Here is a 25,594-nt window from a genome sequence, read left to right as displayed (position 1 = left end):
ACAGGGTTCCTCGCTTGAGCCAGGTTATGCCGGATGGCTGGCGCATTCTAACCTTAAACCTTCGCCCACTAAAGCCGGATGCCCAACGCACGACCAACGGGCTATAATCGCCTTTTCCTCATCCGACAGCAAAGGCAAACATCCCGTGGTCAACGGTCAAGTCATTCTCAAGACAGGGCGCGACAAAAATGTGCGTGCGCATCATCCCTGGGTTTTTTCCGGTGCTGTCCAGCACGTCAAGGGCAAGCCGCAATCCGGTGAGACGGTGGAAGTGCGTGCCGCCAATGGCGATTTGCTGGGGTTGGGGGCATGGTCGCCAGCCTCGCAAATCCAGGTGCGCCTGTGGACGTTTGCCGATGCGCGGATTGATCGTGACTTTTTTGTCGAGCGCATCCGCCAGGCATTGGCTTACCGCCAGCAACTGGGCATTCCGCAACGCAATTCCGGCTACCGCCTGCTCAATGCCGAATCCGACGGTTTACCCGGTGTGGTGGTGGATGTGTTTGGTGACTGGCTGGTCATGCAAGCTCTGACTGCCGGTGCAGAATACTGGAAACACACCATCGCCGCTGCCTTGCTGGAAGTCATGCCTGCCCAAGGCGTGTACGAACGCTCCGATGTGGATGTTCGCAAAAAGGAAGGGCTGGAAACCACGGTAGGCAGCCTCAAGGGCGCAATGCCACCGGCACAGATCGACATTGAGGAAGAAAACCGCCACTACCGGGTGGATGTCCTGCATGGGCACAAGACCGGCTTTTACCTCGATCAGCGCGACAACCGCAGTGTGCTGCAACACCATGCTGCGGACAAAACCGTGCTGAACTGCTTTTCCTACACGGGTGGTTTTGCCATTGCTGCCTTGCAGGGAGGAGCAGAACAAGCCATCAACATTGATGCCTCGCAACCAGCACTGGATATTGCCGCCCAGACAGCCGCCCTGAACGGTTTTGTCCCTGAGCGCATGGAAAATATCTGTGGTGATGTGTTCAAGCTGCTGCGTGATTACCGCAACGAAGGCCGCCAGTTCGACATCGTGGTACTCGACCCGCCCAAGTTTGCTGAAAACCGCAACCAACTGGAAAAAGCCGCCCGTGGTTACAAGGACATCAACTTGCTGGGCTTCAAGCTGCTCAAACCGGGTGGCTTGCTGTTCACGTTTTCCTGTTCCGGGTTGATGGAAAGCAGCCTGTTCCAGAAAATCGTGGCAGATGCTGCGGTAGATGCCGGTTGTGATGCACGAATCCTGCGCAAACTGGATCAGGCCACCGATCACCCGACCCGGCTGGCGTTTCCTGAAGGTTATTATTTGAAAGGACTGGTATGTCAGAAGTAACACCACCATCTGAGCAATCTGCCAACCTGCAAGCCAGGGCGTTGGACATTTTCCAGAAACTCTTGCCGCTGGTGGATAGCATGGCGGACAAGCTGCGTCTTGCCCTGATACTCGGCGTTATCCTTGTGGGGTGGATTTTCGTCTGGCTGTTTTTCCTCAAGGGTTTTTCACTCACGACAGCAGCGGTCGTGGCGGGAGTAGCCAGTTTGCCGCTATTGATCATCCTGCGTTTCTGGTGGGCACTGGAGGAGCTGAAAGGCTTGCCGGAGATTGTGGGTGACATGGTGGGTGATGCAAAAGAAGAGTTCACTACGACAGTGCAAGGCATCCGCGCAGGCGACCGGCAAAAGATCGGCTTGCTGGGTTCGGTGAAAAAGCTCTGGTCAGTCGGCTCGCTGGCTGGTGAAGCGCGTGAATTGCTCGGCTCCTACATCAGCATTGGCACACTGGCAAATCCGTTATCACTGATCATGGGTGTGTTGTCGCTGTTGTTCGTGTTGCTGTTGCTGCTGGTGGGAATTGTATTGCTGGTGCTGGCCTTGTTTTGACCGCGCCATACCGTTCATTCATGACACTTATTTTCTGCGGCTAACTTATTATTTTTGATTTGCGTCAGTTCTGGAGTGGATTTTTAAGCGTACAGTACATGGAGAATACATGTGACTTACGGCGGAATCCCCATGAACAAAAAAATACTACTAGCAGTTTTGTTACTCTGTTCAGCTCCTCTGGTGCAGGCTGAAGAACGCGCCATGCTGGTGCTGGATGCCTCCGGCAGCATGTGGGGGCAAATCGAAGGTAAAGCCAAAATCGACATTGCCCGCGAAGCCCTTAAAACGCTGGTGGCAGACTGGCCTGCAAACCGTTCGGTGGGGCTGGTGGCCTACGGGCATCGGCAAAAGGACGACTGCAACGACATTGAAACCCTGCTTTCGGCGGGTGCAGTGGATGCCGCCAAGACCGGCAAAATCGTTGATGGTTTAACCCCCAAAGGCAAAACCCCGCTTTCCGCCGCCGTCAAACACGCTGCTGAAGCCCTCAAATATACTGAAGAAAAAGCCACTGTTATCCTCATCAGCGATGGGGTGGAAACCTGTAACCTCGACCCTTGCGCATTGGGGACAGAACTGGAAAAGCTCGGGGTGGATTTCACCGCCCACGTCATCGGTTTTGATGTAAACAAGGTTGAGGATCAAAAAGGTTTGCGCTGTCTGGCAGAAAATACCGGTGGGAAATTCATTTCCGCTGCTAATGCAGGCGAACTCAAAACCGCACTGGAACAAACCGCCAAAGCCCCTGAACCAGAACCCCGACCAGTATCTGAGAAAAAGCCTGAGCCGCCCGCCTTACCCAAAGCTACCTTGACTGTTACCCCGACTGAAACCATCAAAGGTGCAGAAATTGAAGTGAAGGTGGAAGGCGACGCTGATATGGCAAAGAATGCCGATATGCACATCGAGCTGTTTATGGCAGGCAAGGATGTGGCGGTAAACCATCAATATTTGTATCAAGATAAAAAATCCGGCGGTTATAAGCCTGCCAAGTTCCGTATGCCTAACGTAACCGGGGATTTTGTCGTGCGGTTGGCAAAAGGCGACCACCGCGAAAGGGTTGCTGAAGCTGCTGTGAAGGTCATCGAAGCGGAAATCAGGCTGCTCGCTCCCGCCCAAGCCGCACCGGGCAGTAAAATCGAAGTGAAACTGGATGCGCCGCTGGGGCTGAAAGGTGAGGTGCGCCTTTACCCACAAAACGGGGAAAAGTCGGTGGGGATAGGGTATGTGCGCGAAGATGCCATTGAAAACTACAAGCCCATGAAGTTTACCCTGCCGGAAGTGCCGGGTGCTTATGTCTTCAAGTTTGAAGCCAAACCCGACAAAAAAGTGATGGCGGAACTGCCGATCCAGATTGGAGCAACACAGCCATGAACATGAAAAAACTCGCCTTGGCCTGCGTTATTGCCTTACTGTCTACACCAGCCGCTGCCCTTGACCTGAAAGCCTTTCAGGAACAGACCCGCGCCGTGGTGCCAACCGACCCCTTCAAGGCTACTCCGGTATGTATGTTGGATGAAGTCAGCGATGTCGATTCAGGAGGCGGCTGCTCTTTCTTCAACAATACCGGAATGCTGGGTGCTACGGTGCATCTGAACATTGGAGTTGGCAAGGAAAACCCGCAAGATGCCGCCGGGGATGATGGCAATCCTGCCAACACGGATAGCAGCCCCATTGAGATTGAAGGCTGGAAAGGTCTGTTGGCAAGCAAACGTAAACCGGAAGACGGTTTTATTGGCAAGATGCTGATGTTGACCCACCCTCATGGCGATTACCAACTGGTTCTTGCCGCTGGCTGGCGACCCGGTAGCAAGGATGCCCTCAGCGACGACAGCCTCAAAGTCATGGCAGGCAAACTGGCGAAGGTTTATACCGACCAACCCGGTCTACTGAATGGTACAGACACACAGGAAAGCATGGGGGGCATTGTCGGCAGTTGCTTGCTGAAAAACGGTTGGTGTCAGGAGTTTGCCGATGTGCAGGGGCTTAACCTGTCAGCCACTATTAAAAGCGTTGGCGAAGGTTGCAACGCGGGTGGTGGCAAATGGTCAGATCAGCCTTGCAGCCACACGGGCATGGGTGGGGCTTGCCGCACCGATGAAACCATCGCCCATGGCAAGTACCGCATGAGTGTCTGGTATCCAACTACCTTTGAACTGTTGCCCCTGATGAAACAGGGCTGTGCGGATTGGCTTGCACCATGATAAGGCGCTGTGTTACACGCTGCGCTCTGCGGTTGGGAGGCAAAGGCTTCTGAGGAAACAACGAGCAGGGGTATGGTATTCCATGCCCCCTGCTCGCGTCAGGTTATTTTTACTTGGAGGCGCGTTTGCGTTCGTGCTCCAGCAAGAACCTTTTGCGGATGCGGATGCTTTTCGGGGTGATTTCCACCAGCTCGTCATCGTCGATGAATTCCATCGCCTGTTCCAGCGTCATGCGGATCGGTGGAACCAGGATCAGGTTTTCATCCGTACCAGCAGCACGGATATTGGTCAACTGCTTGGCTTTCAGCGGGTTGACCACCAGATCGTTGTCGCGGCTGTGAATGCCGATGACTTGCCCTTCGTACACTTCCTCGGCATGACCGATGAACATACGCCCACGTTCTTGCAGGTTGAAAATCGCGTAAGCCAGTGCCTTGCCGGTGGCGTTGGAAATCAATACACCATTGTGGCGCTGACCGATTGAACCCGGCTTGACCGGCGCATAATTTTCAAAGGTGTGGTAAATCAGGCCAGTACCGGAGGTCATGGTCATGAAGTCGGTCTGGAAGCCGATCAGACCGCGTGACGGCATGATGTATTCCAGACGCACGCGGCCTTTGCCATCCGGCGCCATGTCTTTCAGCTCGGCTTTGCGTTCGCCCAGCGCTTCCATGACTTTACCCTGGCTGGTTTCTTCGATGTCTACCGTAACACTTTCATACGGTTCCATTTTTTCGCCGTCAACTTCACGGATAATGACTTCCGGGCGGGAAACAGCGAGTTCGTAACCTTCGCGGCGCATGTTTTCGATCAGGATGCCCAGATGCAATTCGCCACGCCCGGAAACCTTGAATTTCTCCGGGTCATCGGTGTCTTCGACGCGCAGGGCGACGTTATGCAGCAATTCCTGCTTCAAACGTTCGTTGAGGCGGCGTGAAGATGTGCCGGTTTTGACTTCCTTGCCTGCAAATGGCGAGGTGTTGACCTGGAAAGTCATGGTCACGGTCGGCTCATCAACACTCAGTGGCGGCAGGGCTACCACGTTATCCGGGTCGCACACGGTGTCGGAAATATGCAGTTCATCCATCCCGGAGAAAGCGATGATGTCACCGGCTTGCGCTTCGTTGACTTCGACACGATCCAGACCATTGAAACCGAGGATTTTCAGTACGCGCCCACTGCGGATATTGCCCTCGTTGTCAATGACTTTTACCTGGGTATTGGTTTTGACGCGGCCTTGCTTGATACGCCCGATACCGATAATGCCGAGGTAGGAGTTGTAGTCCAACTGGCTGATCTGCAACTGGAATGGCGCATCCACATCCACATCCGGTGCGGCAACACTATTGATGATGGTCTGGAACAGCGGGGTCATGTCACCTTCGCTGACGGTTTCTTCCAGACCGGCAAAACCGTTCAGGGCAGAAGCGTACACCACCGGGAAATCGAGTTGCTCGTCTGTCGCGCCGAGATTGTCGAACAGTTCAAATACTTGATCCATCACGCGGTGCGGGTTTGCACCGGGGCGGTCGATCTTGTTGACAACCAGAATCGGTTTCAGACCATGGGCAAAGGCTTTCTGGGTGACGAAGCGGGTCTGTGGCATGGGGCCATCCACCGCGTCAACCAGCAATAATACGGAGTCAACCATCGACAATACGCGCTCAACTTCACCGCCGAAGTCCGCGTGCCCTGGGGTGTCGACGATATTGATGCGGTATTCGATGCCATCGGCAGGGTTAGTCCAGCGCAGGGCGGTGTTTTTCGCCAAGATGGTGATGCCGCGCTCTTTTTCCAGCGCGTTGGAGTCCATCATGCGTTCGGATACTTCGGCGCGTTCGCCCAAGGTGCCGGATTGTTGTAACAGTTTGTCAACCAGGGTGGTTTTTCCGTGGTCAACGTGGGCGATGATGGCGATATTTCGCAGGTTCTGGATCACAGCGAGGTACTCATGAATTCGTGAAGGCGCGATTATACTGACAATATGTTAATTTTCTAATGAATTTGCGAAATTGCGTGTTGACGGCTGTAAAAACCCCTTAAACTCGCGCTTTTTTCGTATGAAAGCGGAGTGATGCATGGAATTACCGATTGCAAGCCATTACAACATGCTGGGCGGGGAAGCAGGTGTGCGCCGTCTGGTTGACCGTTTCTATGACCTGATGGATGAATTGCCGGAGGCGTGGGAACTGCGCAAGCTGCACCCGCAGGATTTACAGGGTTCCCGCGACAAGCTGTTCAAGTTTTTGTCCGGCTGGTTGGGTGGCCCCGGTTTGTATGAGGCGGAATACGGACATCCCCGCCTGCGGATGCGCCACATGCCATTTCCAGTAGATATACTGGCACGCGACCAGTGGCTGTTGTGCATGAATATCGCGCTGGATGAACAGGTGGAAGATGAACTGCTGAAAATGCAGCTCAAATCCTCATTCGCCAATACGGCTGATCACATGCGTAACCGGGTAGGCTAGTGCGTATTTTCAGCTATCCAAATAAAAGTACCGCTTATCGGTTGCTGTTCATCGCCTTGATAATCCGGCTTTTTTAAATCTATTGATTTCAATCACTTGCTTTTAATTATAAGTTTCCAGAAAGTTCCATAAGAAATAAAAATAAAAAATTCATATTTTTCCAGCTAAATTAATGAATATTAAAAACGAAAAGGAACTTTGCATAATGAAAACAATGCACAAGATGGTAATGGGTCTCGCGGTATTCAGCGTAGCCGGTTTGGTTCACGCTGATGCTGCACGTCCTTATGTGGGTGTTACCTATGGCATCAATACCGAGGTTGACGCCGACAAACTGGCAGCTAACTGCGGCACAGGCGGGGTTACGTGTAGCGATCTTGGCAATGCGGATGATGCGTGGCAATTTTACGGTGGCTACCCCATCAGGCCGAATATCGCCCTAGAAGGCGGTTATACCAATCTGGTTTATGTTGCCAAGGCAAAGGACAGCGGTGGCAGACAGGCCGAACAGAAAACGGATGGTATTGCTCTAAATCTGGTGGGCAGAAAGGCATTGTCAGGCAAAACAAACGTGTATGGCAAGGTTGGTGCTTACCTATGGAACAGTGAAACCAAATCCACGGTTGGTAATGCGGAAGATTCCGGTACTTCTCCTACCGTAGGGCTGGGGCTGGAATATGGCATCAACGACAAATGGACAGTGCGTGGTGGCTGGGATCGTTTCTTCAGCGTCGGCAAGGATAATGCCCTGATCACGGGTGGTGCTGCCAGTACGCTGAAAGAAGATATTGATACGCTTTCGATTGGTCTGAATTACAACTTTTAAGCCTGTCATTATTAACCGGATACATTGGATTGGTATCCGGCTTTTTTGATTTACTGACCGATATATACCAACGTATCGGAATCCAGCAACTGGTATGCCCGGATCACATCGTCATTTTTCATGCGGATGCAACCGTGGGATGCCGGTTTGCCGATCAAGCCTTCTTCCGGTGTACCGTGGATATAGATGAATCGGTCTTGAGAGTCGACACTACCACCCTTGTTCTTGCCCGGTTCCAGCCCATCCAGCCACAGGATGCGGGTGGTTACGTAATCGGTGGGCACATCTTTGGGTTCGGTGATGATGTCTGCCAGCGTGCCGGTATCCTGACGTGCCTTGAAAATCGTGCCTTTGCGGGCATCATCCCCAAATTTCTGGCTGATGCGGTGAGCGCCCAGTGGGGTTTTGTCACTGCCTTCGGCACTGCCAACGCCCTTGGTGGCAGTGGACACCGGGAATTCACCCAGTTTTTCCTGACCCTGGTAAATGCTCATGCGTTGCTTGTCTACGTCAACCAATACAATCTTGCCTTGGGCATAGCGGGGGAAGCGCTCACGCAACATTGCCAGGGTTTCTGCCGGGTTATCGCCAATCACATCCGTTGTCGGAGCTGCCTGTTGCTGCGGGGGTGCGTTGGTGCTTGTTTCTGCCTCGTATTCGGTCAGTACCCATTCGCCCTGCTGTTTTTGCAGGTGGATGGAACCCTTGAAATCCTGCGGTTTACCACCTGATTCCAGCCCAAGATCTGCCGCCACGACAGCTTTGTTGCCATCATTGCTGACCACTGTCAGGCTGCGGATGGTGGCTGTCTCCAGTTTTTCACAGCGATCCTGGGTAAAACCGGGGCGCAGTTTGATGGCCAAGGCACAATTCTTGCTGGTGGCTGCCGCATAGAACTGCCGCACGCTCTCTTCCGGGGCATCGGGGCTGGCATGAGCCAAACCTGCCAGAATCAACACACTACCTAACAGGGCTTTCTGTAACATGGTTTACATCCTGTGCTGGTTGTCATTTAAGTCGTTTAACGGATGGGTGGCAAACGCTGTTTTTCGGCTTCGATCCACGCTTGCACCTGCTGGTTGATGGCATCGGTTTTCATGCCCTTGGTATCAATGGGCTGACCAATGCTGACGGTAATGGTTCCCGGCAACTTGATCCAGGCATGACGCCGCCAGCTTTTGCCTGCATTGTGTGCTACTGGTACAACTGGATAGCCTGAATAGGAAGCAAGGATGGCTCCACCAATCTTGAAAGGTACGGTTTCATCCGGTGATACCCGTGTGCCTTCCGGGAAAATTACGATACTGATGCCTTCTGCCAGCAAGGCTTTACCCTGCTGCGAAATCTGTTTGACGGCTGCCTTGCCTGCACTGCGGTCAATCGCAATCGGGCGCAGCAGACGCAAACCCCAGCCAAAAAACGGGATTTTCAGCAATTCCTGCTTGAGTACCCAGCTCAGGTGTTGTGGAAAAATGCAGGGCAAGGCAAACGTTTCCCAGGTGGACTGGTGGTTGGACATGACGATGAAAGCGGTATCCGTGGGGATGTTTTCGCGCCCGATGACCTGGTATTTCACCCCACAGGTCACTTCCAGCCACCATCGGTTGAAACAGTTCCACAGTGTGGTGGCAGGGTAACGGTATTTGAGCGGGAAAAACCAGGCCAGCGGAACCAGCAGCCCTGCCAGCAGGGTACTGGGGATGGAGCCGATCCAGAACAGGGTGGCGCGAGCGCCCAACCACAAGGTATTCAGTGCATTCATGCGGGTATGCGTCCAAGGAGTGAAGCAGCATAGTCTGCCAGATTGTTGAAAACAGGTATATCGGCAGGCAGTTTGCCATCTGTCAGGGTGCGCTCGCCTTTGCCGGTACGTACCTGCACGTAAGCCGCCCCGACCACAGCGGCAGCCTGCCAGTCACGCAGGGAGTCCCCCACCACAATGGCTTGCCTTAAGTCGGCATCAAAATGCTCGGCAATTTCCTGCAACAGACCCGGTTTGGGCTTGCGGCAGTGGCAGTTATCGGCATTCACGTGTGGGCAATAGGCAATGTAATCGACCTTGCCGCCCTGTTCTGCCAACAGCTCACGCAGACGGGTATGCATGGCTTCCAGTGTAGCCACGTCGTAGTAACCGCGCCCGATGCCGGACTGGTTGGTGGCTACCGTCAGGGTGTAACCGGCCTGGCTTAGCTTTGCCATTGCCTCAATGCTGCCGGGGATAGGAATCCATTCCGCCAGTGATTTGATGTAGGCATCCGAGTCTTCGTTGATTACACCGTCACGGTCGAGGATGATGAGCGAACCCCTCACCCTAGCCCTCTCCCTCAAGGGGAGAGGGAACAAGAGTCCCGTTCCCTGTCTCTTGTTCCCCCTCGCCCGTTCGGCGGGAGAGGGGGTTAGGGGGTGAGGGTTCTTCCAGCAACTGATGCAGCTTGCGCAAGGCTTGCCCGCGATGGCTGATGCGATTTTTCTCTTCCGGTGGTAGTTCGGCAGAGGAGCAGCCGTGGGTGGGGACGAAGAACAGCGGATCGTAACCGAAGCCGTTCGCCCCGCTCAGGCTGTGCAGAATGCGGCCTTCCCAACTGGCTTCGGCAATGATCGGCAACTGGTCATTTGCATGGCGCAGGTAAACAATGCAGCAGTAGAAACGCGCGGTGCGTTGCTCGTCTGGCACATTTTTCATTTCTTCCAGCAACTTGGCGTTGTTGGCCTCATCACCTGCACCGGAATAGCGGGCGGAATACAGACCGGGTGCGCCGCCGAGTGCATCGACCACAATACCGGAATCGTCGGCCATTGCGGGCATTCCGGTGGCCTTGGCGGCATGGCGGGCTTTGAGCAGGGCATTTTCGACGAAAGTCAGGCCGGTTTCTTCTGCATCCTGCACACCGAATTCGCTCTGGCGGACGAATTCCAGCCCAAGATCCGCCATCATGGCGTTGAATTCACGCAGTTTACCGGCGTTGCCGGAGGCCAGAACAATTTGCTTGCTCATGCCGCTAACGCCTCCTGTTGCGCCTGCATGATTTCACGGATGCCTTTTTCCGCCAGTACCAGCAGGGCATCGAGTTCGTCACGGCGGAAAGCGTGACCTTCGGCAGTACCCTGCAACTCGATGAACTGACCCGCTTCATTCATGACCACATTCATGTCGGTTTCGGCGCTGGAATCTTCGGCGTAGTCCAGATCCAGTACCGGCAAGCCGTTGAAAATACCGACGGAAATGGAGGCGATTTGCCCGTGTAACGGGTTTTTCTTCAGGCGGCGGTTCTTTTGCAGCCAGGTAATCGCATCGCACAGAGCCACGTAGCCACCACTGATGGAAGCGGTGCGTGTGCCGCCATCCGCCTGGATGACATCGCAGTCGATAGTAATCTGGAATTCACCGAGGGCTTCCAGATCGACTACTGCACGCAAGGCTCGCCCGATCAGGCGCTGGATTTCCATGGTGCGCCCACCCTGCTTGCCTCGAGCGGCTTCGCGTGCGGTACGGGTTCCGGTGGAACGTGGCAACATGCCGTATTCAGCCGTCACCCAGCCTTGCCCCTTGCCTTTCAACCAGCCCGGTAATTTGTCTTCTACGGTCGCGGTGCACAGCACTTTGGTGTTGCCGAATTCCACTAGTACCGAACCCTCGGCATGGCAGGTGTAGTTGCGGGTAAACTTGACAGTCCGCATCTGGTCAGGGGTGCGTTTGCTGGGCCTCATGAAAATTCCTTGATTGCATCGTTATATGAAGGGGGGATTATACGCATCCTGCCGGGTGGTTTCACGATGATGTGTTTACGCAAGTTTCTGCTGCCACTGCGGGCGATTACTGGGAGAACCAACCTGAAAATGCTAAAGTAGCGCCTCTTTTCGCTGAGTCGTTTGCCCAAAAGGATTTTTTCATGTTAGTCGCTGCCAACATCACCATGCAATTCGGCGCCAAGCCGCTGTTTGACAACGTTTCCGTCAAATTCGGGGACGGCAACCGCTACGGCCTGATCGGGGCGAACGGCGCGGGCAAGTCCACCTTCATGAAAATCCTCTGCGGGTTACAAGACCCGACTCACGGCAACGTATCCAAGGATGCGATTGAACGCATGGCCTACCTGCGACAGGATCAGTTCGGCTTTGAGGACGTGCGCGTGCTGGACGTGGTACTGATGGGGCACGAGGAAATGTGGAAGGTGATGGCAGAAAAGGATGCCATCTACATGAACCCGGAAGCGACCGAAGACGATTACATGAAGGCGGCGGAACTGGAAGGTCATTTTGCCGAGCTGGGCGGTTACACTGCCGAAGCGCGGGCGGGTGAACTGCTGCTGGCGGTCGGTATTCCCACCGAACAACACAATGGCCCGATGAGTCAGGTTGCCCCCGGCTGGAAACTGCGGGTACTGTTGTGTCAGGCACTGTTCGCCAACCCTGACATTTTGTTGCTGGACGAACCAACCAACAACCTCGACATCAACACCATCCGCTGGCTGGAGGAAACGCTCAACAACCGCGAATCCACCATGATCATCATCTCGCATGACCGCCACTTTTTGAATCAGGTTTGTACCCATACAGCGGATCTGGACTACGGCAAGATTCAGGTTTACCCCGGCAACTATGATGATTTCATGGAAGCAGCCACCCAAGCGCGTGAACGTCAGGCCAGCGCCAACGCCAAAGCCAAGGAACGTATCGCCGAATTGCAGGATTTCGTGCGCCGCTTTTCCGCCAACAAATCCAAAGCCAAGCAGGCTACCAGCCGCCGCAAGCTGATCGACAAGCTCAAACCGGAAGATGTCAAACCATCCAGCCGCCAATACCCGTGGATTCGTTTCGAGTATGACGAAAAAGAGCGCCTGCACCGTTTCGCCGTGGAAGTGGAAAACCTCACCTTCGCCTACGAGGGCATGGAGAAACCACTGATCAAAAACTTCAGTTTTGCGGTGGAAGCAGGTGAAAAAATTGCCATTATCGGTGAAAACGGTGTCGGTAAAACCACGCTGGTCAAACTGCTGGAAGGCAGGCTCCAGCCGCAAAAAGGCAACATCAAGTGGGCAGAAAAAGCCCGTTTCTGTACCTACGATCAGGATCACGAAGACGAATTCAAGAGCGACCGCCCATTGACCGAGTGGATCGCTGAATACGTGCGCAAGGAAGGCTACGAAGGCGAAGACGCCGAAACCCAAATCCGTGGCACGCTGGGTCGTCTGCTGTTCGGGGGTGACACTGTGAAAAAACCGGTGAAAGTCCTGTCGGGTGGGGAAAAAGGTCGCATGATTTTCGGGCGCATGATGCTCTCCCGCACCAACGTGATGCTGATGGACGAACCGACCAACCATCTGGACATGGAATCCATCGAATCGCTCAACGGTGCGCTCGACCGCTACGACGGCACACTGCTGTTCGTCTCGCATGACCGGGTGTTCGTCGGCTCACTGGCTACCCGTATTTTCGATGTGAAAGGCGACGGCACGATTGTCGATTATCGCGGCACTTACGACGAATACCTGTCCAGTCAAGGGCTGGAATAACGGCTCGCTTTCCACACCCCATCAGGAGGATAACCCATGCGTATCGGAACCCCGCTTTCCCCCTCTGCCACCCGTGTCATGCTGCTAGGCAGTGGTGAACTTGGCAAGGAAGTGATCATTGCCCTGCAACGTCTGGGTGTGGAAGTCATTGCTGTTGACCGCTATGCCAATGCACCGGGGCATCAGGTCGCGCATCGTTTCCATGCCATCAATATGGCTGACCCGCAAGCACTGCGGGCGCTGGTGGAACAGGAACAACCGCATATCATCGTGCCGGAAATCGAAGCCATTGCCACCGATGAACTGGGGCGCATCGATGCAGACGGGCTGGCGGAAGTCATTCCCACTGCCCGCGCCACCCAGTTGACCATGAACCGCGAAGGTATCCGTCGCATGGCAGCGGAAGAGCTGGGCTTGCCGACTTCGCGTTACCATTTCTCTTCCAGCTTGGCGGAAATGCAGGCTGCTGCCGATGATGTGGGCTACCCCTGTTTCATCAAGCCGGTGATGTCTTCCTCTGGCAAAGGTCAATCCATGCTCAACAGCGCAGATGAAGTTGCGGCTGCCTGGCAATACGCACTGGATGCAGGCCGCGTCAACCACGGTCGGGTGATTGTGGAAGAAGGCATCCAGTTTGATTATGAAATCACCCTGCTGACAGTGCGGGCGCTGGGGGCAAACGGCGAGATCGAGACCCATTTTTGCGCTCCGATCGGGCATCGGCAGGTCAAGGGCGATTACGTGGAGAGCTGGCAAGCACAACCGATGAGCGATGTTGCCCTTGCCAAAGCGCAGGATATTGCCGAGAAAGTTACCACTAACCTCGGCGGACGCGGCCTGTTCGGGGTGGAACTGTTCATCAAGGGTGATGAGGTCTGGTTCTCAGAAGTCAGCCCGCGCCCACATGACACCGGCATGGTGACTATGGCAACCCAGTTCCAGAACGAATTCGAGTTGCACGCCCGTGCTATCCTCGGTTTGCCGGTGAATACCGCCATGCATTCCATTGGTGCGAGTGCGGTGATTTATGGCGGGATGGAGGCGGAAGGCATTGCTTTTGATGGGGTGGAACATGCCCTGCAAGTGCCGGAAAGCGACATCCGCCTGTTCGGCAAACCGGTGTCTTTCGAGCGTCGCCGCATGGGGGTAGCCTTGGCACGCGGCAATGACACGGATGAAGCTCGCGCTCGTGCTGCCGAAGCTGCCAGCCGCGTGCAACCTGTGCGGGGTTAAGGGCGCAGCCATGTCAAAGCAGGATCAGAACCAGCGTCACCAGCAACGTATGGAACGCAAAAAAGCCGTAATCGACGCCAGCATTGCGCGTGCGAGTACCGACAAAGGCTTGCTGCTGGTGCTGACCGGCAATGGCAAGGGCAAGTCCAGCTCCGCTTTTGGCATGGTCGGGCGGGCGCTGGGGCATGGCATGAAGGTGGGTGTTTGCCAGTTCATCAAAAGTCGCACCGATACCGGCGAGGAAGCCTTTTTCGGCAAACAGGCCAACTGCGAGTGGCATGTGCTCGGTGATGGTTTTACTTGGGATACGCAAGACCGGGAACAGGATATTGCCACTTCCCGGCGCGGCTGGGACATTGCCCGGCGGATGCTGGCTGACCCGGATTATGCGCTAGTGGTACTGGATGAGCTGACCTACTTGCTGAATTACAGCTATCTGGATGCGGAACATGTGCTGGCGGATATTGCCCAGCGCCCGCCCATGCAGCATGTGGTTGTTACCGGGCGAGCTGCCAGCTTGCCGTTGCGCGAACTGGCAGATACCGTGTCGGTAATCGAGGATGAAAAACACGCTTTCCGCGCAGGCATCCAGGCACAAAAAGGCATTGACCTGTAAACGGCAAAACAGGCTGGCTTCCACTATGCTTAAAGGCAAGAGCACAAGCAGCAAGGGAGTTGGATCATGAGCAATACCACGGGTTATTCACTGGCAGCATCACCCTTGATCGTGGACGGGGTTAGCCTGCTGGAATCCATGCCGCCACAATGTCAGGTCAATTTTCATGTGAATGTTGTTGGTGTGGGGCATGTGCTGGAAACGTCGCACAGTATTGAAGGCCACCATGTCAGCATTTTTGTTACCCACATACGCCCGGAGCGGGTCAAGGAACAGAAACCGCACCGGCTGAACGAGTCGGTCAATCTCGGCGTGCTCGACCCTGGTGCTTATGTAGTGACGTTTTTCAACCGGGGAGATGACGGCAATTTCACACCCGTAAAAGCGCTGGTATTGCACGCTTTGGGTGAGGAAAATGCACAAATTCCACCTGACCATTCCCACGACTGGCACGCTTGGATCAATGCCATGCCGCCAGGGCCATCCACTCTGCATGTCAGTGGCACGGTGACAGTGCCCAATGGGGATACGCTGGTGAAACTGGTACGGGCGGCTCCGCAGGGATTTAACCCGCGTATCCTGTTGCTGGATCTGGAAGTACATGATGCCAGTGCTTCCTCTGCCAACGATACCGAGGTGAAAGTGCATTACAGTGAAGCTGCCGGTGCTGACAGTTTTGATGGTGTGCATATCCGCTTCCCGAATGGTGGTGGCACTTACATCGACAACATCATCATCGCCTATTGAGTGCTACATGGATCAAACACTTTCCGTACAGCTTGCGTGTACTGATGCCCCGGAAGTGCGTGATGCCTTGAGAATTTAAGTTGTGCCTTGTCTGGTCAAGTCTGCGTGCTCTTGGGATAATCCGCGCCTATGGCAATCTTAACCTTACGCAATATCCATCTCGAAAACGGTGACAACCGTCTTTTCGACAGCATTGACCTGAGCATTGAGCCGGGCGAGCGTTTATGTCTGGTCGGTCGCAACGGCACGGGCAAATCCACCCTGATGAAATTACTGTGCCGCGAAGTGAGCGCGGACGACGGTGAACTTATCCATTCCCCCGACCTGAAAATTGCCCGCTTGCAGCAAGATGTACCGCACGGAACCGATGTCCGTGTGTTTGACATTGTGGCGCAGGGTTTGACTGACTTGCACCCCGAAGATGCCTGGCAAGTGCAATGGAAAGTCGATACGGTGCTGTCACGCCTGCAACTCGATGGCGAAGCCACGTTTGAAAGCCTATCCGGTGGCTGGAAACGTCGCGCCCTGCTGGCACGTGCGCTGGTTGCCGAACCCGATCTGCTGTTGCTGGACGAGCCAACCAACCACCTCGACATTCCCGCGATTGAATGGCTGGAAAACTTCCTGCTCGGCTACAAGGGAACCCTGCTGTTCGTGTCGCATGACCGTGCTTTCGTGCAGAAACTTGCCACCCGCATCATCGAACTGGATCGCGGCAGGCTGACCAGTTGGCTGGGAACCTTCCAGCAATATCAGGAACGCAAACAGGCGGCACTGGAAGCCGAAGCCCAGCAAGCCGCCCTGTTCGACAAGCGTCTGGCAGAGGAAGAAGTGTGGATACGGCAAGGCATCAAGGCTCGCCGCACCCGCAACGAAGGCCGGGTACGCCGTCTGGAGGCCATGCGTGAGGAATTCCGCCAACGCCGCAACCTGCAAGGCAAAGTACAGGCACAAATCGGGCAGGCGGATGCTTCCGGCAAGGTGGTGATTGCTGCCACCGACCTGTGTTATGCGTGGGCAAGCAAACAACCGTTGATCCAGCACTTCAGCACTACCGTGATGCGTGGCGACAAAATCGGCATCATCGGCGCGAACGGTGTGGGTAAAACCACCCTGATCAAGCTGCTGTTGGGGCAGATCCAGCCCGACTCTGGCAAACTGGAATTGGGTACACGCTTGCAAACCGCCTATTTTGACCAGCACCGCGCCCAGTTCGATGGCGAAAAGAACTTGCGGGACAATCTGGCGCCGGGGTCGGATTTTGTCGAAATCAACGGGCAGAAGCGGCACATCATCAGCTATTTGCAGGATTTCCTGTTTACCCCGCTACAAATCCAGAAGCCGGTAAAGGTGCTGTCTGGCGGCGAACGCAACCGCTTGCTGCTGGCGCGGCTGTTTGCCCAGCCTTCCAATCTGCTGGTACTGGACGAACCCACCAACGACCTCGACGCCGAAACTCTGGAATTGCTGGAAGAACTGCTGATCGAGTATCAGGGAACCTTGTTGCTGATTTCGCATGACCGGAGTTTCCTCAATTCGGTGGTGACGCGCAGCATCGTGTTTGAAAACGACAGCATCGGCGAATATGCCGGTGGCTATGACGACTGGCTGTTGCAACGCCCCGAACCTGTAGTGGAAAAGTCTGCCGCCAAACCCGAAAAACCAGCGGAAAAACCCAAAGCTGATGCCAAGCCTGCGGGCAAGAAAAAACTCAGTTTCAAGGAACAGCGTGAGCTGGAACAACTGCCAGCCCGTCTGGAACAACTGGAAGCCGACATGAGTACTTTACAGGCATTGATGGGCACAGCGGCCTTTTACCAGCAGGACAGTGCTACCATTACCGCCAAACAAGCCGAACTGGCGAAACTGGAAGCCGAACTCGAACAGGCTTTCGCTCGCTGGGAAGAACTGGAGCAAATGAGCCAATGACTCGACAATACCGCGCCGTTTCGCTGATTTCCGGCGGCCTTGATTCCATGCTGGCAACCAAGGCCGTGCTGGAACAGGGTGTGCATGTGGAAGGCATCAATTTTTTCACCGGCTTTTGCGTGGAAGGTCATACCCATGCCATCCGCAAGCAACACAGTGACAAACCCAAGCGCAACAATTCCTTGTGGGTAGCCGAACAACTGGGCATCAAGTTACATATCGTTGACATTGTAGAGCCGTACAAGGATGTGGTGCTGAACCCGAAACACGGTTACGGCGCGAACATGAACCCTTGCCTCGACTGCAAAATCTTCATGGTAAAAAAAGCACACGAGTGGATTCAGCAACACGGTTTCGATTTCATCATTACCGGCGAAGTGGTCGGGCAACGCCCCATGTCGCAACGTGCTGCAACCATGCCGGTGGTCGCGCGCGAATCCGGGGCGGAAGATTTGTTGTTACGCCCGCTGTCTGCGCATAACCTGCCGCCCAGCAAGCCGGAACGCGAGGGTTGGGTTGACCGTGAAAAGCTGTTCGGTTTCAGCGGACGTAGCCGCAAGCCTCAATTTGCGCTGGCAGAACAATGGGGCATCAAGGAATACGCCCAACCCGCTGGTGGCTGCTGTTTTCTGACCGACGCGCATTACACCGGCAAGCTGAAAGATTTGTGGGCGCATCGCCCCAGCCGTGACTACGAACTTGACGACATCATGCTGCTGAAAATCGGGCGGCATTTACGCCCACGCCCGCACTTCAAACTGATCATGTCACGCGAAGAGGGTGAAACCAACTTTCTGGAAGGCTACAAAAACCAGTTCATCTGGATCAAGACGGCCAGCCACGCAGGGCCACTGACCATCCTAGATGGCGATAACGTGACGGATGAGGATATTGCCTTGGCAGCACAGATTTCCGCCCGCTACAGCAAGGGCAGGCAAGAAGCTGAAGTGGTATGCAAAGTGGCTCGACCGGGGGAGGATTTCCGTGAGATCAATGTTCCTCCGCTTGCAGGCGAGATTCCTGACGAGTGGGTGTTGTAAGCCCACCGTCACGAAAAAATCACTGAATAGGCTGATTTGCGCTTGAATTTCCTCTTACTCCATGCTCCAAGATGGATTACAATCGCCCCCTTATCCGCAGTTCCTGCGTTTTTCTTTGAGATTTGGACAAATGACTGACTTAACACTTTACCGGAATATCGGCATTTTCGCCCACGTTGACGCGGGCAAAACGACCACCACCGAACGTATCCTCAAGCTCACCGGCAAAATTCACAAAATCGGTGAAGTGCATGAAGGCGAATCCACCATGGACTTCATGGAGCAGGAAGCCGAGCGCGGCATTACCATCCAGTCCGCAGCAACCACTGCTTACTGGAAAGGTCATCGCTTCAACATCATTGATACCCCAGGGCACGTTGACTTCACTATCGAAGTTTACCGTTCACTGAAAGTTCTGGATGGTGGCGTTGGGGTATTCTGCGGTTCTGGTGGTGTTGAACCTCAGTCTGAAACCAACTGGCGTTATGCCAATGATTCCAAGGTTGCGCGTGTTATTTACGTTAACAAGCTCGACCGTATTGGTGCCGATTTCTACCGTGTCGTACAGCAAGTCCAGGACGTTTTGGGTGCAAGACCTGTCGTTATGGCGCTGCCAATCGGCTTTGAAGACAGCTTCGTCGGTGTGATTGACCTGTTGACCCGCAAGGCATGGGTATGGGATGAATCCGGTGATCCACTGAAGTACACGCTTCAGGACGTTCCTGCCGATATGGAAGCCAAGGTTGAAGAATGGCGTGAAAAGCTGATCGAAACTGCGGTTGAGCAAGACGATGAGATGATGGAAATGTACCTTGGTGGTGAAGAGCCGCCGATTGACGACATCAAGCGTTGCATCCGCAAGGGTACTATTGCCCTCGACTTCTTCCCGACCTTCCCTGGCTCTTCTTTCAAGAACAAGGGCGTGCAACTGGTACTGGATGGCGTGGTTGATTACCTGCCGAACCCGACCGAAGTGCAGCCACAACCTGAAACCGACATCGAAGGCAACCCGACGGGTGAATTCGCAGTGGTTGACCCAGACCGCCCACTGCGTGCGCTGGTGTTCAAGATCATGGACGACCGTTTCGGTGCATTGAACTTCGTGCGTATCTACTCCGGTCGCCTGAAAAAAGGTGACACTCTGCTCAATACCTACACTGGCAAAACCGAACGTATTGGGCGCATGGTGGAAATGCACGCCAACGACCGTTCAGAGATCGACACCGCACAAGCTGGTGACATCGTTGCCTTGATCGGCCTGAAAAACGTTCAGACGGGGCATACTCTGGCAGATCCTGACAAGCCTGCAACGCTCGAACCAATGGTATTCCCTGATCCGGTCATCTCCATCGCCATCGCACCCAAAGACAAAGGCTCTGCTGAAAAGATGGGCATGGCGTTGAACAAAATGGTGCAGGAAGACCCTTCTTTCCGCGTTGAAACTGACCAGGAAACCGGCGAAACCATCCTCAAGGGCATGGGCGAACTGCACCTCGATATCAAGGTCGACATCCTCAAGCGTACCCACAAGATCGAAGTGGTCGTGGGCAAGCCGCAGGTAGCTTACCGCGAATCCATCACCCAACGTATCGAAGACAGCTATACCCACAAGAAGCAGTCTGGTGGTTCCGGTCAGTACGGTAAAATCGACTACACCATCGAACCGAACGAAACCGGCGCTGGTTACGGGTTTGAATCTGTGGTCGTCGGTGGTTCCGTACCACGTGAATTCTGGCCTGCCATCGACAAGGGCTTCCGCGAAAGCATGAGCAAAGGCCCATTGGCTGGCTACCCGGTGGTTGACGTGAAAGTAACCCTGCGCGAAGGTGGCTTCCACGCGGTTGACTCCTCCGCCATTGCGTTTGAAATTGCAGCCAAAGGCGGCTATCGTCAGACCATGCCCAAGGCTGGCCCACAAATCCTCGAACCGATCATGAAAGTCGACGTATTCGTACCTAGCGACTACACCGGTGACGTAATCGGCGACCTGAACCGCCGCCGTGCGATGATCAAGTCGCAAGATACCGCGCCAATCGGCAACCGTATCAAGGCTGACGTACCGCTGTCCGAAATGTTCGGCTACATCGGCGACCTGCGTACCATGACTTCCGGTCGCGGTCAGTTCTCGATGGAATTCTCGCACTATGCGGCCTGTCCGAAGAACGTTTCCGATCAGGTTATCAAGGAAGCTGCTGAACGCAAGAAAGCGGCAGACGCTGCGAAGTAATTCTCGCGCTGCTACTGAACAAAAAGCCCTGCTAGGAAACTGGCGGGGCTTTTTTTTGTCCGGCATAGTGGGCAAACCCCGCCTGCGGAAGCAGGCATCACCCCGACCGGGGGGAAGATAATCCGATTGGCAAAAAAGCCCGAAAACATGGAATATTTTGCCGGGCTGCCCCATCCGTAACCCTACGCGAGGCATTCATCCGCGAGCCATGCTAACCGTATAACTGCTTTACCAACCCAAGGAGGAGAAACCCATGTCAAGAACAATCATGATGGGTATGTTACTGGCCGCCAGCCTGACTGGCTTGGCTGTTGCTGAAGAAGCGAAGAAAGCCGAGACTGCTGCTGCCCCAGCCGCCGATGCCGCCAAACCTGCGGAAGCTGCTGCCCCAGCAGAAGCCAAATTCGACCCTGGCGTTCCCGCCCCTAAAATCGCTGATGACTATTATGCGGGTGCAGAAAAAGTGATCGTGCATGTCACCATGGAAGGCGACGAGAAAAAATACCTCGGCGTGTTGGGCAACGTCAGCAATTACATGAAAGCACTGGATGCCACCGGCAAGAAAACCGACGCTATCATTGTCATGAACGGTGACGGGCTAGGCTTGCTGAAAGTCGCCAAGGAAGTGGAAATGAATGCCGACGCCAAGCTGCCCGGCAAAATTGCGGAACTGAAGGAAAAGGGCGTGAAATTTCAGGTGTGCTACAACACCCTGACAGGACGCAAGATCAAGTTCGATGAATTGTTCGATGCCAAACCGGAAGATGTGATTCCCTCAGGGGTGGCGGAAGCCGGGCGTTTGCAGGCACAGGGCTATCAGTTGCTGAAGCCGTAAGCTGTGTTTCTCCTAGTCTGCGGTAACAGGCATCACCCCAACCGGGTGGAAGATAATCCAATTCACATCAAGGCACAACCTTTCAAGACTTGACTCAAGAAAGGTTATGGCGTGTGAGGTGGCTGATGACCCGATAGTAGTGACGAAAGCCCAGCCGACGAAAGCAGGTAACTGACTGGAGGATAAAACCGGACTGCCCGCCACCAGAGGCGCAGCGGGCAGCTTGTCATCAAAAAAGACAGGCTGATGCGAAGGGGGAAAGCCACCCATCAAGCTGGCAGAAGTGTCCAGCCTGCGAGGGTGGAAGCACGAACCGCCCGACGGGACGGGAGTGTCATGTGACAATTTCTACTTCATCGTTACCATTTCTTCCGCACTGACCGGGTGAATGGCGATGGTGTCATCAAAGTCCTGCTTGGTCGCGCCCATGCGGATGGCAACCGCGAACCCTTGCATCATCTCGTCCACCCCCAGACCGATGGCGTGGCAGCCGACGATCTTTTCTTCCGCACCGACCACCACCAGCTTCATCGCGGTTTTGGCCTTGAGCTTAACGAAGGCGTAATACATTGGGGTGAATTCGGTGCTGTACACCTTGACCGCATCGCCGTACTGTTCCCGCGCGGCTTCTTCCGACAAGCCAATCGTGCCGATCGGTGGATGGGTGAACATCACCGTCGGGATCAGGCTGTAATCCAGCTTACGGTCTTTCATACCACCGAACAGGCGATCACCCAGACGACGGCCTGCGGCAATGGCTACCGGGGTCAGTTGCACGCCGCGCTTGTTGATGATGTCACCAATCGCATACACACCGGGAATGCTGGTTTCCTGATAGTCGTTCACGTCGATGAAACCGCCGGGGGCGAGGCTCAGGCCGATGTTTTCCAGCCCGATGGTGTCGGTGTTGGGAACACGCCCAATCGCCCACAGCAATTGATCCAGCCCATCCAGCGTCGTGCCGTCCGCGTAGTGGATGGTCAGCGTGCCATCCGCCTGCTTTTCAACGCTGGCAATCTTGCCGTCATCATTGAACTGGATGCCGTCGGCTTCCATTTGCGCACGCAGGGTTTTCTGCATCAGGCTGTCGAAACCGATCAGTACCGGGAAACCCTGATGCAGCATGTGCGTTTCCGAACCCAGCGCATTCAGCACACCGGCCAGTTCCAACGCGATGTAGCCGCCACCCACGACCGCAACTTTCTGCGGCTGTGCGTCCAACTCGAAAAAGCCGTCGGAGGTGATGCCGTGTTCCGCACCGGGAATAGTGTTCGGCACGATCGGGCGACCGCCAGTGGCAATGACAATGTGGTCAGCGGTGTAAGTTTCGCCATCGACCTCCAGCGTGTTGGCAGCGACGAAACGGGCGTGGCCTTGCAACAAGTCAACACCCAGTTCGGCGAGGAAGCTGTCCATGTACCAGTCGGTGATCCCGCCGATCATATTGTCGCGCTTGCTGACCAGCTTGCCCCAGTCGAGTTTGCCGGGGGTGGTGGCGAAACCGTAATCCTGCGCGTGGTGTTGGGCATGAGCCAGATTGGCGGCAAACCACATCACTTTCTTGGGGACGCAGCCACGGTTGACGCACGTACCGCCCAAATCGTCGTTGACTTCCACTACCGCGCATTTCGCGCCGTGTTTGGCTGCTTTTTCTACCACTGACAGGCCGCCGCTGCCTGCACCAATGGCGATCAAATCGTAATGTTGGCTCATGCCCTGCTCCTTCTTATCTTGCGTTCAACCACGCTTCCAGTTTGTCCGAACCACCGATCAACTGACCGTTGATGAATACTTGCGGAACCATATCAACACCGGCTACTGCACGCAAACTGCGGTTGGTGTAGTCCTGGTTCAGCACCAGCTCGTCGAAGTCGATTTCGGCGTCGTGCAACATGCCTTTGGCCTTGGCGCAGAACGGGCAGCCAGGGCGGGTGAACACGGTCACATCCAGTGGGGCTGGGGTGTTCGGGCCGATGTAAGCCAGCATGGTGTCAGCGTCGGAGACTTCAAACGGGTCGCCCGGCTTGTTGGGTTCAACGAACATTTTTTCCACCACGCCGTCTTTCACCAGCATGGAATAACGCCAGGAACGCTTGCCGAAACCGAGGTCGTTCTTGTCCACCAGCAAACCCATACCGTCGGTGAAATCGCCGTTGCCATCCGGGATGAAGGTGATTTTGTCGGCTTTCTGGTCAACTTTCCACTCGTTCATGACGAAGGTGTCGTTGACCGACATGCACACGATTTCATCCACCCCCAGCTTCTTGAAGGTATCCGCCAACTGGTTGTAACGCGGCACGTGGGTAGAAGAGCAGGTCGGGGTGAACGCACCCGGCAGCGAGAACACGATCACGGTCTTGCTCTTGAATACGTCGTCGGTGCTGACATCGACCCACTCATGGTTCTGGCGGGTACGGAACGTGACGTTAGGGACGCGCTGGCCTTCTTTGTTTGCAAACATGGGTAGTCTCCTTGAATTGATTTATCTCAAACGATCTAGAAAATTGATCTTGTGCGTTGCAGTATAGACAGGCAGACACTGGATTAAAAGCAGATTGTTTCTAACATGATGTTCGGTTTATTCAATGAAAATCACAACAGGGAAGCCAGCATCTTGGCACTCAACAGCAATACCAGCACCGCAAACAGCTTTTTCAGGGTAGCTACGGGCAGGGAATGCGCCAATTGTGCCCCAATCCTGGTGGTGAAAAAACTTGCGGATGCAATCAGCAGCACCGCAGGCCAGTACACAAAACCGATGGTGTATTCTGGCAAACCGGCTTGCCCCCAGCCATTGAATACGTAGCCGAGCGTACCTGCCAAAGCAATCGGGAAACCAATCCCGGCGGAAGTGGCAATCGCCTGACGGATATTGACGTTACACCACATCAGGAACGGTACGGAAAGTGTGCCGCCGCCGATGGCTGCCAGTGCCGAAATGCTGCCAATTACCAGCCCTGTCAGTGACAAACCCGCCATGCCTGGTATTTCCCGATGCGCCTGTGGCTTGATGTCCAGCCACATCTGCAAGGCCACATAAGCCATGAAACAGGCGAAAAATACCGCTAGCACCACGGTTGGCAGGTAAGTTGCCAGAAACGTGGCACTGAATGTTCCCAGCAGAATGCCCGGTGTGATGTTCCGCACCACTGACCAGTACACCGCGCCCTTGGCATGGTGTGCCCGCATACTGGCAAAAGAAGTCGGTACAATCGCTGCCATCGACGTGCCCAGCGCCACATGCATGACCTGTTCCGGGGCAAAGCCTTGCACCATGAACAGGCTGGTCAGTACCGGAACCATGATGGCACCGCCACCAATCCCCAGCAGCCCTGCGGCGATTCCCACCACCGCACCCAGAGCCAGAAAGGCCAGCAACAAATACCATTCCACGTATAATCTCCTGTTTGAATAATGTCGGATTTGGGGCAAGTGTATGCAATATCTAACCATTCCTGTTACTGCTTTTGCGCAGAATTGCAGTGTTGTCTGGTGTGAAGCGACCAGGGAATGTGCGTTCGTCGATCCGGGTGGTGATGCGACAGAACTGATGGCGGCGGTGCAACAGCACCAGCTCAAGCCCGTTGGTGTATTCCTTACCCATGCGCATCTGGATCATGTGGGCGGCACGCTGGAATTGGCAAAGTATTACCGGATTCCGGTCAGCGGGCCACATGAAGCAGACAAATACTGGCTGGATGCGCTGCCAGTACAGGCGCAACGTTTCGGTTTGTCACATTGCGCTGCCTTTGTGCCGGAACGCTGGCTGCAACACGGTGATACCCTGACGTTTGGGCAGCAACAACTGGAAGTGCTGCACACACCCGGTCACACGCCGGGGCATGTGGTGTTTTTCCATCGCGCCAGCAAGGTCTTGTTTGCCGGGGATGTGCTGTTTCAGGGTTCGATCGGGCGTACCGATTTCCCCGGCGGGAACCATCAACAACTACTGGACTCTATCAAACAGCAGCTATGGACGCTGGGTGACGATGTTACAGTCGTACCGGGGCATGGCCCCAACACCGACATTGGCATGGAGCGCCGCCATAACCCTTACATCCGCTAGTTG

24 protein-coding genes are annotated in these 25,594 nt (G+C 54.8%); 15 read left to right on the top strand and 9 right to left on the bottom strand.

Features of this window, described 5'->3' with window-relative positions; translation table 11 throughout:
* The first annotated feature begins 145 nt into the window (after window positions 1–145).
* The 4 genes from B2U47_RS05910 to B2U47_RS05895 all read left to right on the top strand — a co-directional run bounded on the left by B2U47_RS05910 (window position 146) and on the right by B2U47_RS05895 (window position 4,088).
* Window positions 146–1,333, top strand: a complete 1,188-nt coding sequence (locus B2U47_RS05910; protein WP_296681861.1) for a class I SAM-dependent rRNA methyltransferase — start codon at window positions 146–148, stop codon at window positions 1,331–1,333.
* The gene (locus B2U47_RS05905; protein ID WP_296681859.1) at window positions 1,321–1,881 is read left to right on the top strand and encodes a hypothetical protein; all 561 of its coding nucleotides are present in this window, start codon (window positions 1,321–1,323) and stop codon (window positions 1,879–1,881) included. Before B2U47_RS05910 ends, B2U47_RS05905 begins: the two co-directional genes overlap by 13 nt.
* 132 nt (window positions 1,882–2,013) lie before the next feature.
* Window positions 2,014–3,258, top strand: a complete 1,245-nt coding sequence (locus tag B2U47_RS05900) for a vWA domain-containing protein (RefSeq protein ID WP_296681858.1) — start codon at window positions 2,014–2,016, stop codon at window positions 3,256–3,258.
* The gene (locus B2U47_RS05895) at window positions 3,255–4,088 is read left to right on the top strand and encodes a hypothetical protein (protein WP_296681856.1); all 834 of its coding nucleotides are present in this window, start codon (window positions 3,255–3,257) and stop codon (window positions 4,086–4,088) included. The genes B2U47_RS05900 and B2U47_RS05895 overlap by 4 nt, the downstream gene beginning before the upstream one ends.
* Window positions 4,089–4,197: 109 nt before the next feature.
* Here the strand turns inward: B2U47_RS05895 and typA are convergent, their stop codons facing one another.
* Window positions 4,198–6,027: a translational GTPase TypA gene (gene typA / locus B2U47_RS05890; RefSeq protein WP_296681855.1), complete on the bottom strand. Its 1,830-nt coding sequence runs from the start codon at window positions 6,025–6,027 to the stop codon at window positions 4,198–4,200.
* Window positions 6,028–6,166: 139 nt separating this feature from the next.
* On the opposite strand from typA, the gene B2U47_RS05885 reads away from it, so the two are divergent.
* On the top strand, window positions 6,167–6,559 hold the full coding sequence (locus tag B2U47_RS05885; RefSeq protein WP_296681854.1) for a group II truncated hemoglobin: 393 nt from the start codon (window positions 6,167–6,169) through the stop codon (window positions 6,557–6,559).
* A gap of 205 nt (window positions 6,560–6,764) precedes the next feature.
* Window positions 6,765–7,385, top strand: a complete 621-nt coding sequence (locus tag B2U47_RS05880) for an outer membrane beta-barrel protein (protein ID WP_296681852.1) — start codon at window positions 6,765–6,767, stop codon at window positions 7,383–7,385.
* A 50-nt stretch (window positions 7,386–7,435) separates the two neighbouring features.
* On the opposite strand, the gene B2U47_RS05875 is transcribed toward B2U47_RS05880, so the two are convergent.
* The 5 genes from B2U47_RS05875 to rph are packed head-to-tail and all read right to left on the bottom strand — an operon-like array spanning window position 7,436 to window position 11,093.
* Complete coding sequence (locus B2U47_RS05875; protein ID WP_296681851.1) at window positions 7,436–8,371, bottom strand: L,D-transpeptidase; 936 nt, start codon at window positions 8,369–8,371, stop codon at window positions 7,436–7,438.
* A 35-nt stretch (window positions 8,372–8,406) separates the two neighbouring features.
* Window positions 8,407–9,147 carry a lysophospholipid acyltransferase family protein gene (locus tag B2U47_RS05870; RefSeq protein WP_296681849.1) on the bottom strand — a complete coding sequence of 247 codons (741 nt, stop codon included), beginning with the start codon at window positions 9,145–9,147 and terminating at the stop codon, window positions 8,407–8,409.
* Entirely contained in the window at window positions 9,144–9,695 is a 552-nt protein-coding gene (gene gmhB / locus B2U47_RS05865; RefSeq protein WP_296681847.1) for a D-glycero-beta-D-manno-heptose 1,7-bisphosphate 7-phosphatase, read from the bottom strand. The genes B2U47_RS05870 and gmhB overlap by 4 nt, the downstream gene beginning before the upstream one ends.
* 1 nt (window position 9,696) lies before the next feature.
* A complete protein-coding gene (gene rdgB, locus B2U47_RS05860; RefSeq protein WP_296681846.1) occupies window positions 9,697–10,380 on the bottom strand; it encodes an RdgB/HAM1 family non-canonical purine NTP pyrophosphatase in 684 nt (227 codons plus the stop codon).
* A complete protein-coding gene (gene rph / locus B2U47_RS05855; RefSeq protein ID WP_296681844.1) occupies window positions 10,377–11,093 on the bottom strand; it encodes a ribonuclease PH in 717 nt (238 codons plus the stop codon). Before rph ends, rdgB begins: the two co-directional genes overlap by 4 nt.
* Window positions 11,094–11,275: 182 nt before the next feature.
* On the opposite strand from rph, the gene B2U47_RS05850 reads away from it, so the two are divergent.
* The 8 genes from B2U47_RS05850 (at window position 11,276) to B2U47_RS05815 (ending at window position 21,525) form a co-directional block, all read left to right on the top strand.
* Entirely contained in the window at window positions 11,276–12,898 is a 1,623-nt protein-coding gene (locus tag B2U47_RS05850) for an ABC-F family ATPase (RefSeq protein ID WP_296681843.1), read from the top strand.
* 36 nt (window positions 12,899–12,934) lie between these two features.
* Window positions 12,935–14,131: a formate-dependent phosphoribosylglycinamide formyltransferase gene (gene purT, locus B2U47_RS05845; protein WP_296681841.1), complete on the top strand. Its 1,197-nt coding sequence runs from the start codon at window positions 12,935–12,937 to the stop codon at window positions 14,129–14,131.
* Window positions 14,132–14,141: 10 nt separating this feature from the next.
* Complete coding sequence (gene cobO / locus B2U47_RS05840) at window positions 14,142–14,747, top strand: cob(I)yrinic acid a,c-diamide adenosyltransferase (protein WP_296681839.1); 606 nt, start codon at window positions 14,142–14,144, stop codon at window positions 14,745–14,747.
* Window positions 14,748–14,813: 66 nt separating this feature from the next.
* On the top strand, window positions 14,814–15,494 hold the full coding sequence (locus B2U47_RS05835; RefSeq protein ID WP_296681838.1) for a hypothetical protein: 681 nt from the start codon (window positions 14,814–14,816) through the stop codon (window positions 15,492–15,494).
* A gap of 129 nt (window positions 15,495–15,623) precedes the next feature.
* Window positions 15,624–17,423: an ATP-binding cassette domain-containing protein gene (locus B2U47_RS05830; protein WP_296681836.1), complete on the top strand. Its 1,800-nt coding sequence runs from the start codon at window positions 15,624–15,626 to the stop codon at window positions 17,421–17,423.
* A complete protein-coding gene (locus B2U47_RS05825) occupies window positions 17,420–18,463 on the top strand; it encodes a tRNA (5-methylaminomethyl-2-thiouridylate)-methyltransferase (RefSeq protein ID WP_296681835.1) in 1,044 nt (347 codons plus the stop codon). The genes B2U47_RS05830 and B2U47_RS05825 overlap by 4 nt, the downstream gene beginning before the upstream one ends.
* Before the next feature lie 130 nt (window positions 18,464–18,593).
* Window positions 18,594–20,690 carry an elongation factor G gene (fusA, locus tag B2U47_RS05820; RefSeq protein ID WP_296681833.1) on the top strand — a complete coding sequence of 699 codons (2,097 nt, stop codon included), beginning with the start codon at window positions 18,594–18,596 and terminating at the stop codon, window positions 20,688–20,690.
* A 253-nt stretch (window positions 20,691–20,943) separates the two neighbouring features.
* Entirely contained in the window at window positions 20,944–21,525 is a 582-nt protein-coding gene (locus tag B2U47_RS05815; RefSeq protein WP_296681832.1) for a DsrE family protein, read from the top strand.
* A 348-nt stretch (window positions 21,526–21,873) separates the two neighbouring features.
* On the opposite strand, the gene gorA is transcribed toward B2U47_RS05815, so the two are convergent.
* The 3 genes from gorA to B2U47_RS05800 all read right to left on the bottom strand — a co-directional run bounded on the left by gorA (window position 21,874) and on the right by B2U47_RS05800 (window position 24,918).
* On the bottom strand, window positions 21,874–23,238 hold the full coding sequence (gene gorA, locus B2U47_RS05810; RefSeq protein WP_296681830.1) for a glutathione-disulfide reductase: 1,365 nt from the start codon (window positions 23,236–23,238) through the stop codon (window positions 21,874–21,876).
* Window positions 23,239–23,251: 13 nt separating this feature from the next.
* Window positions 23,252–23,986, bottom strand: a complete 735-nt coding sequence (locus B2U47_RS05805) for a glutathione peroxidase (RefSeq protein ID WP_296681829.1) — start codon at window positions 23,984–23,986, stop codon at window positions 23,252–23,254.
* A 131-nt stretch (window positions 23,987–24,117) separates the two neighbouring features.
* Window positions 24,118–24,918 carry a sulfite exporter TauE/SafE family protein gene (locus B2U47_RS05800; RefSeq protein WP_296681827.1) on the bottom strand — a complete coding sequence of 267 codons (801 nt, stop codon included), beginning with the start codon at window positions 24,916–24,918 and terminating at the stop codon, window positions 24,118–24,120.
* Between the two features lie 43 nt (window positions 24,919–24,961).
* On the opposite strand from B2U47_RS05800, the gene B2U47_RS05795 reads away from it, so the two are divergent.
* Window positions 24,962–25,591: an MBL fold metallo-hydrolase gene (locus tag B2U47_RS05795; RefSeq protein ID WP_296681826.1), complete on the top strand. Its 630-nt coding sequence runs from the start codon at window positions 24,962–24,964 to the stop codon at window positions 25,589–25,591.
* Window positions 25,592–25,594 lie beyond the last annotated feature (3 nt).

Source organism: Thiothrix sp. UBA5583 (genome assembly GCA_002425225.1).
In the GTDB taxonomy this organism is placed as follows: Bacteria; Pseudomonadota; Gammaproteobacteria; order Thiotrichales; family Thiotrichaceae; genus Thiothrix; species Thiothrix moscowensis.
Note: the sequence above shows the minus strand (reverse complement) of the source record. Positions and strands in the feature narration are given on the sequence as shown.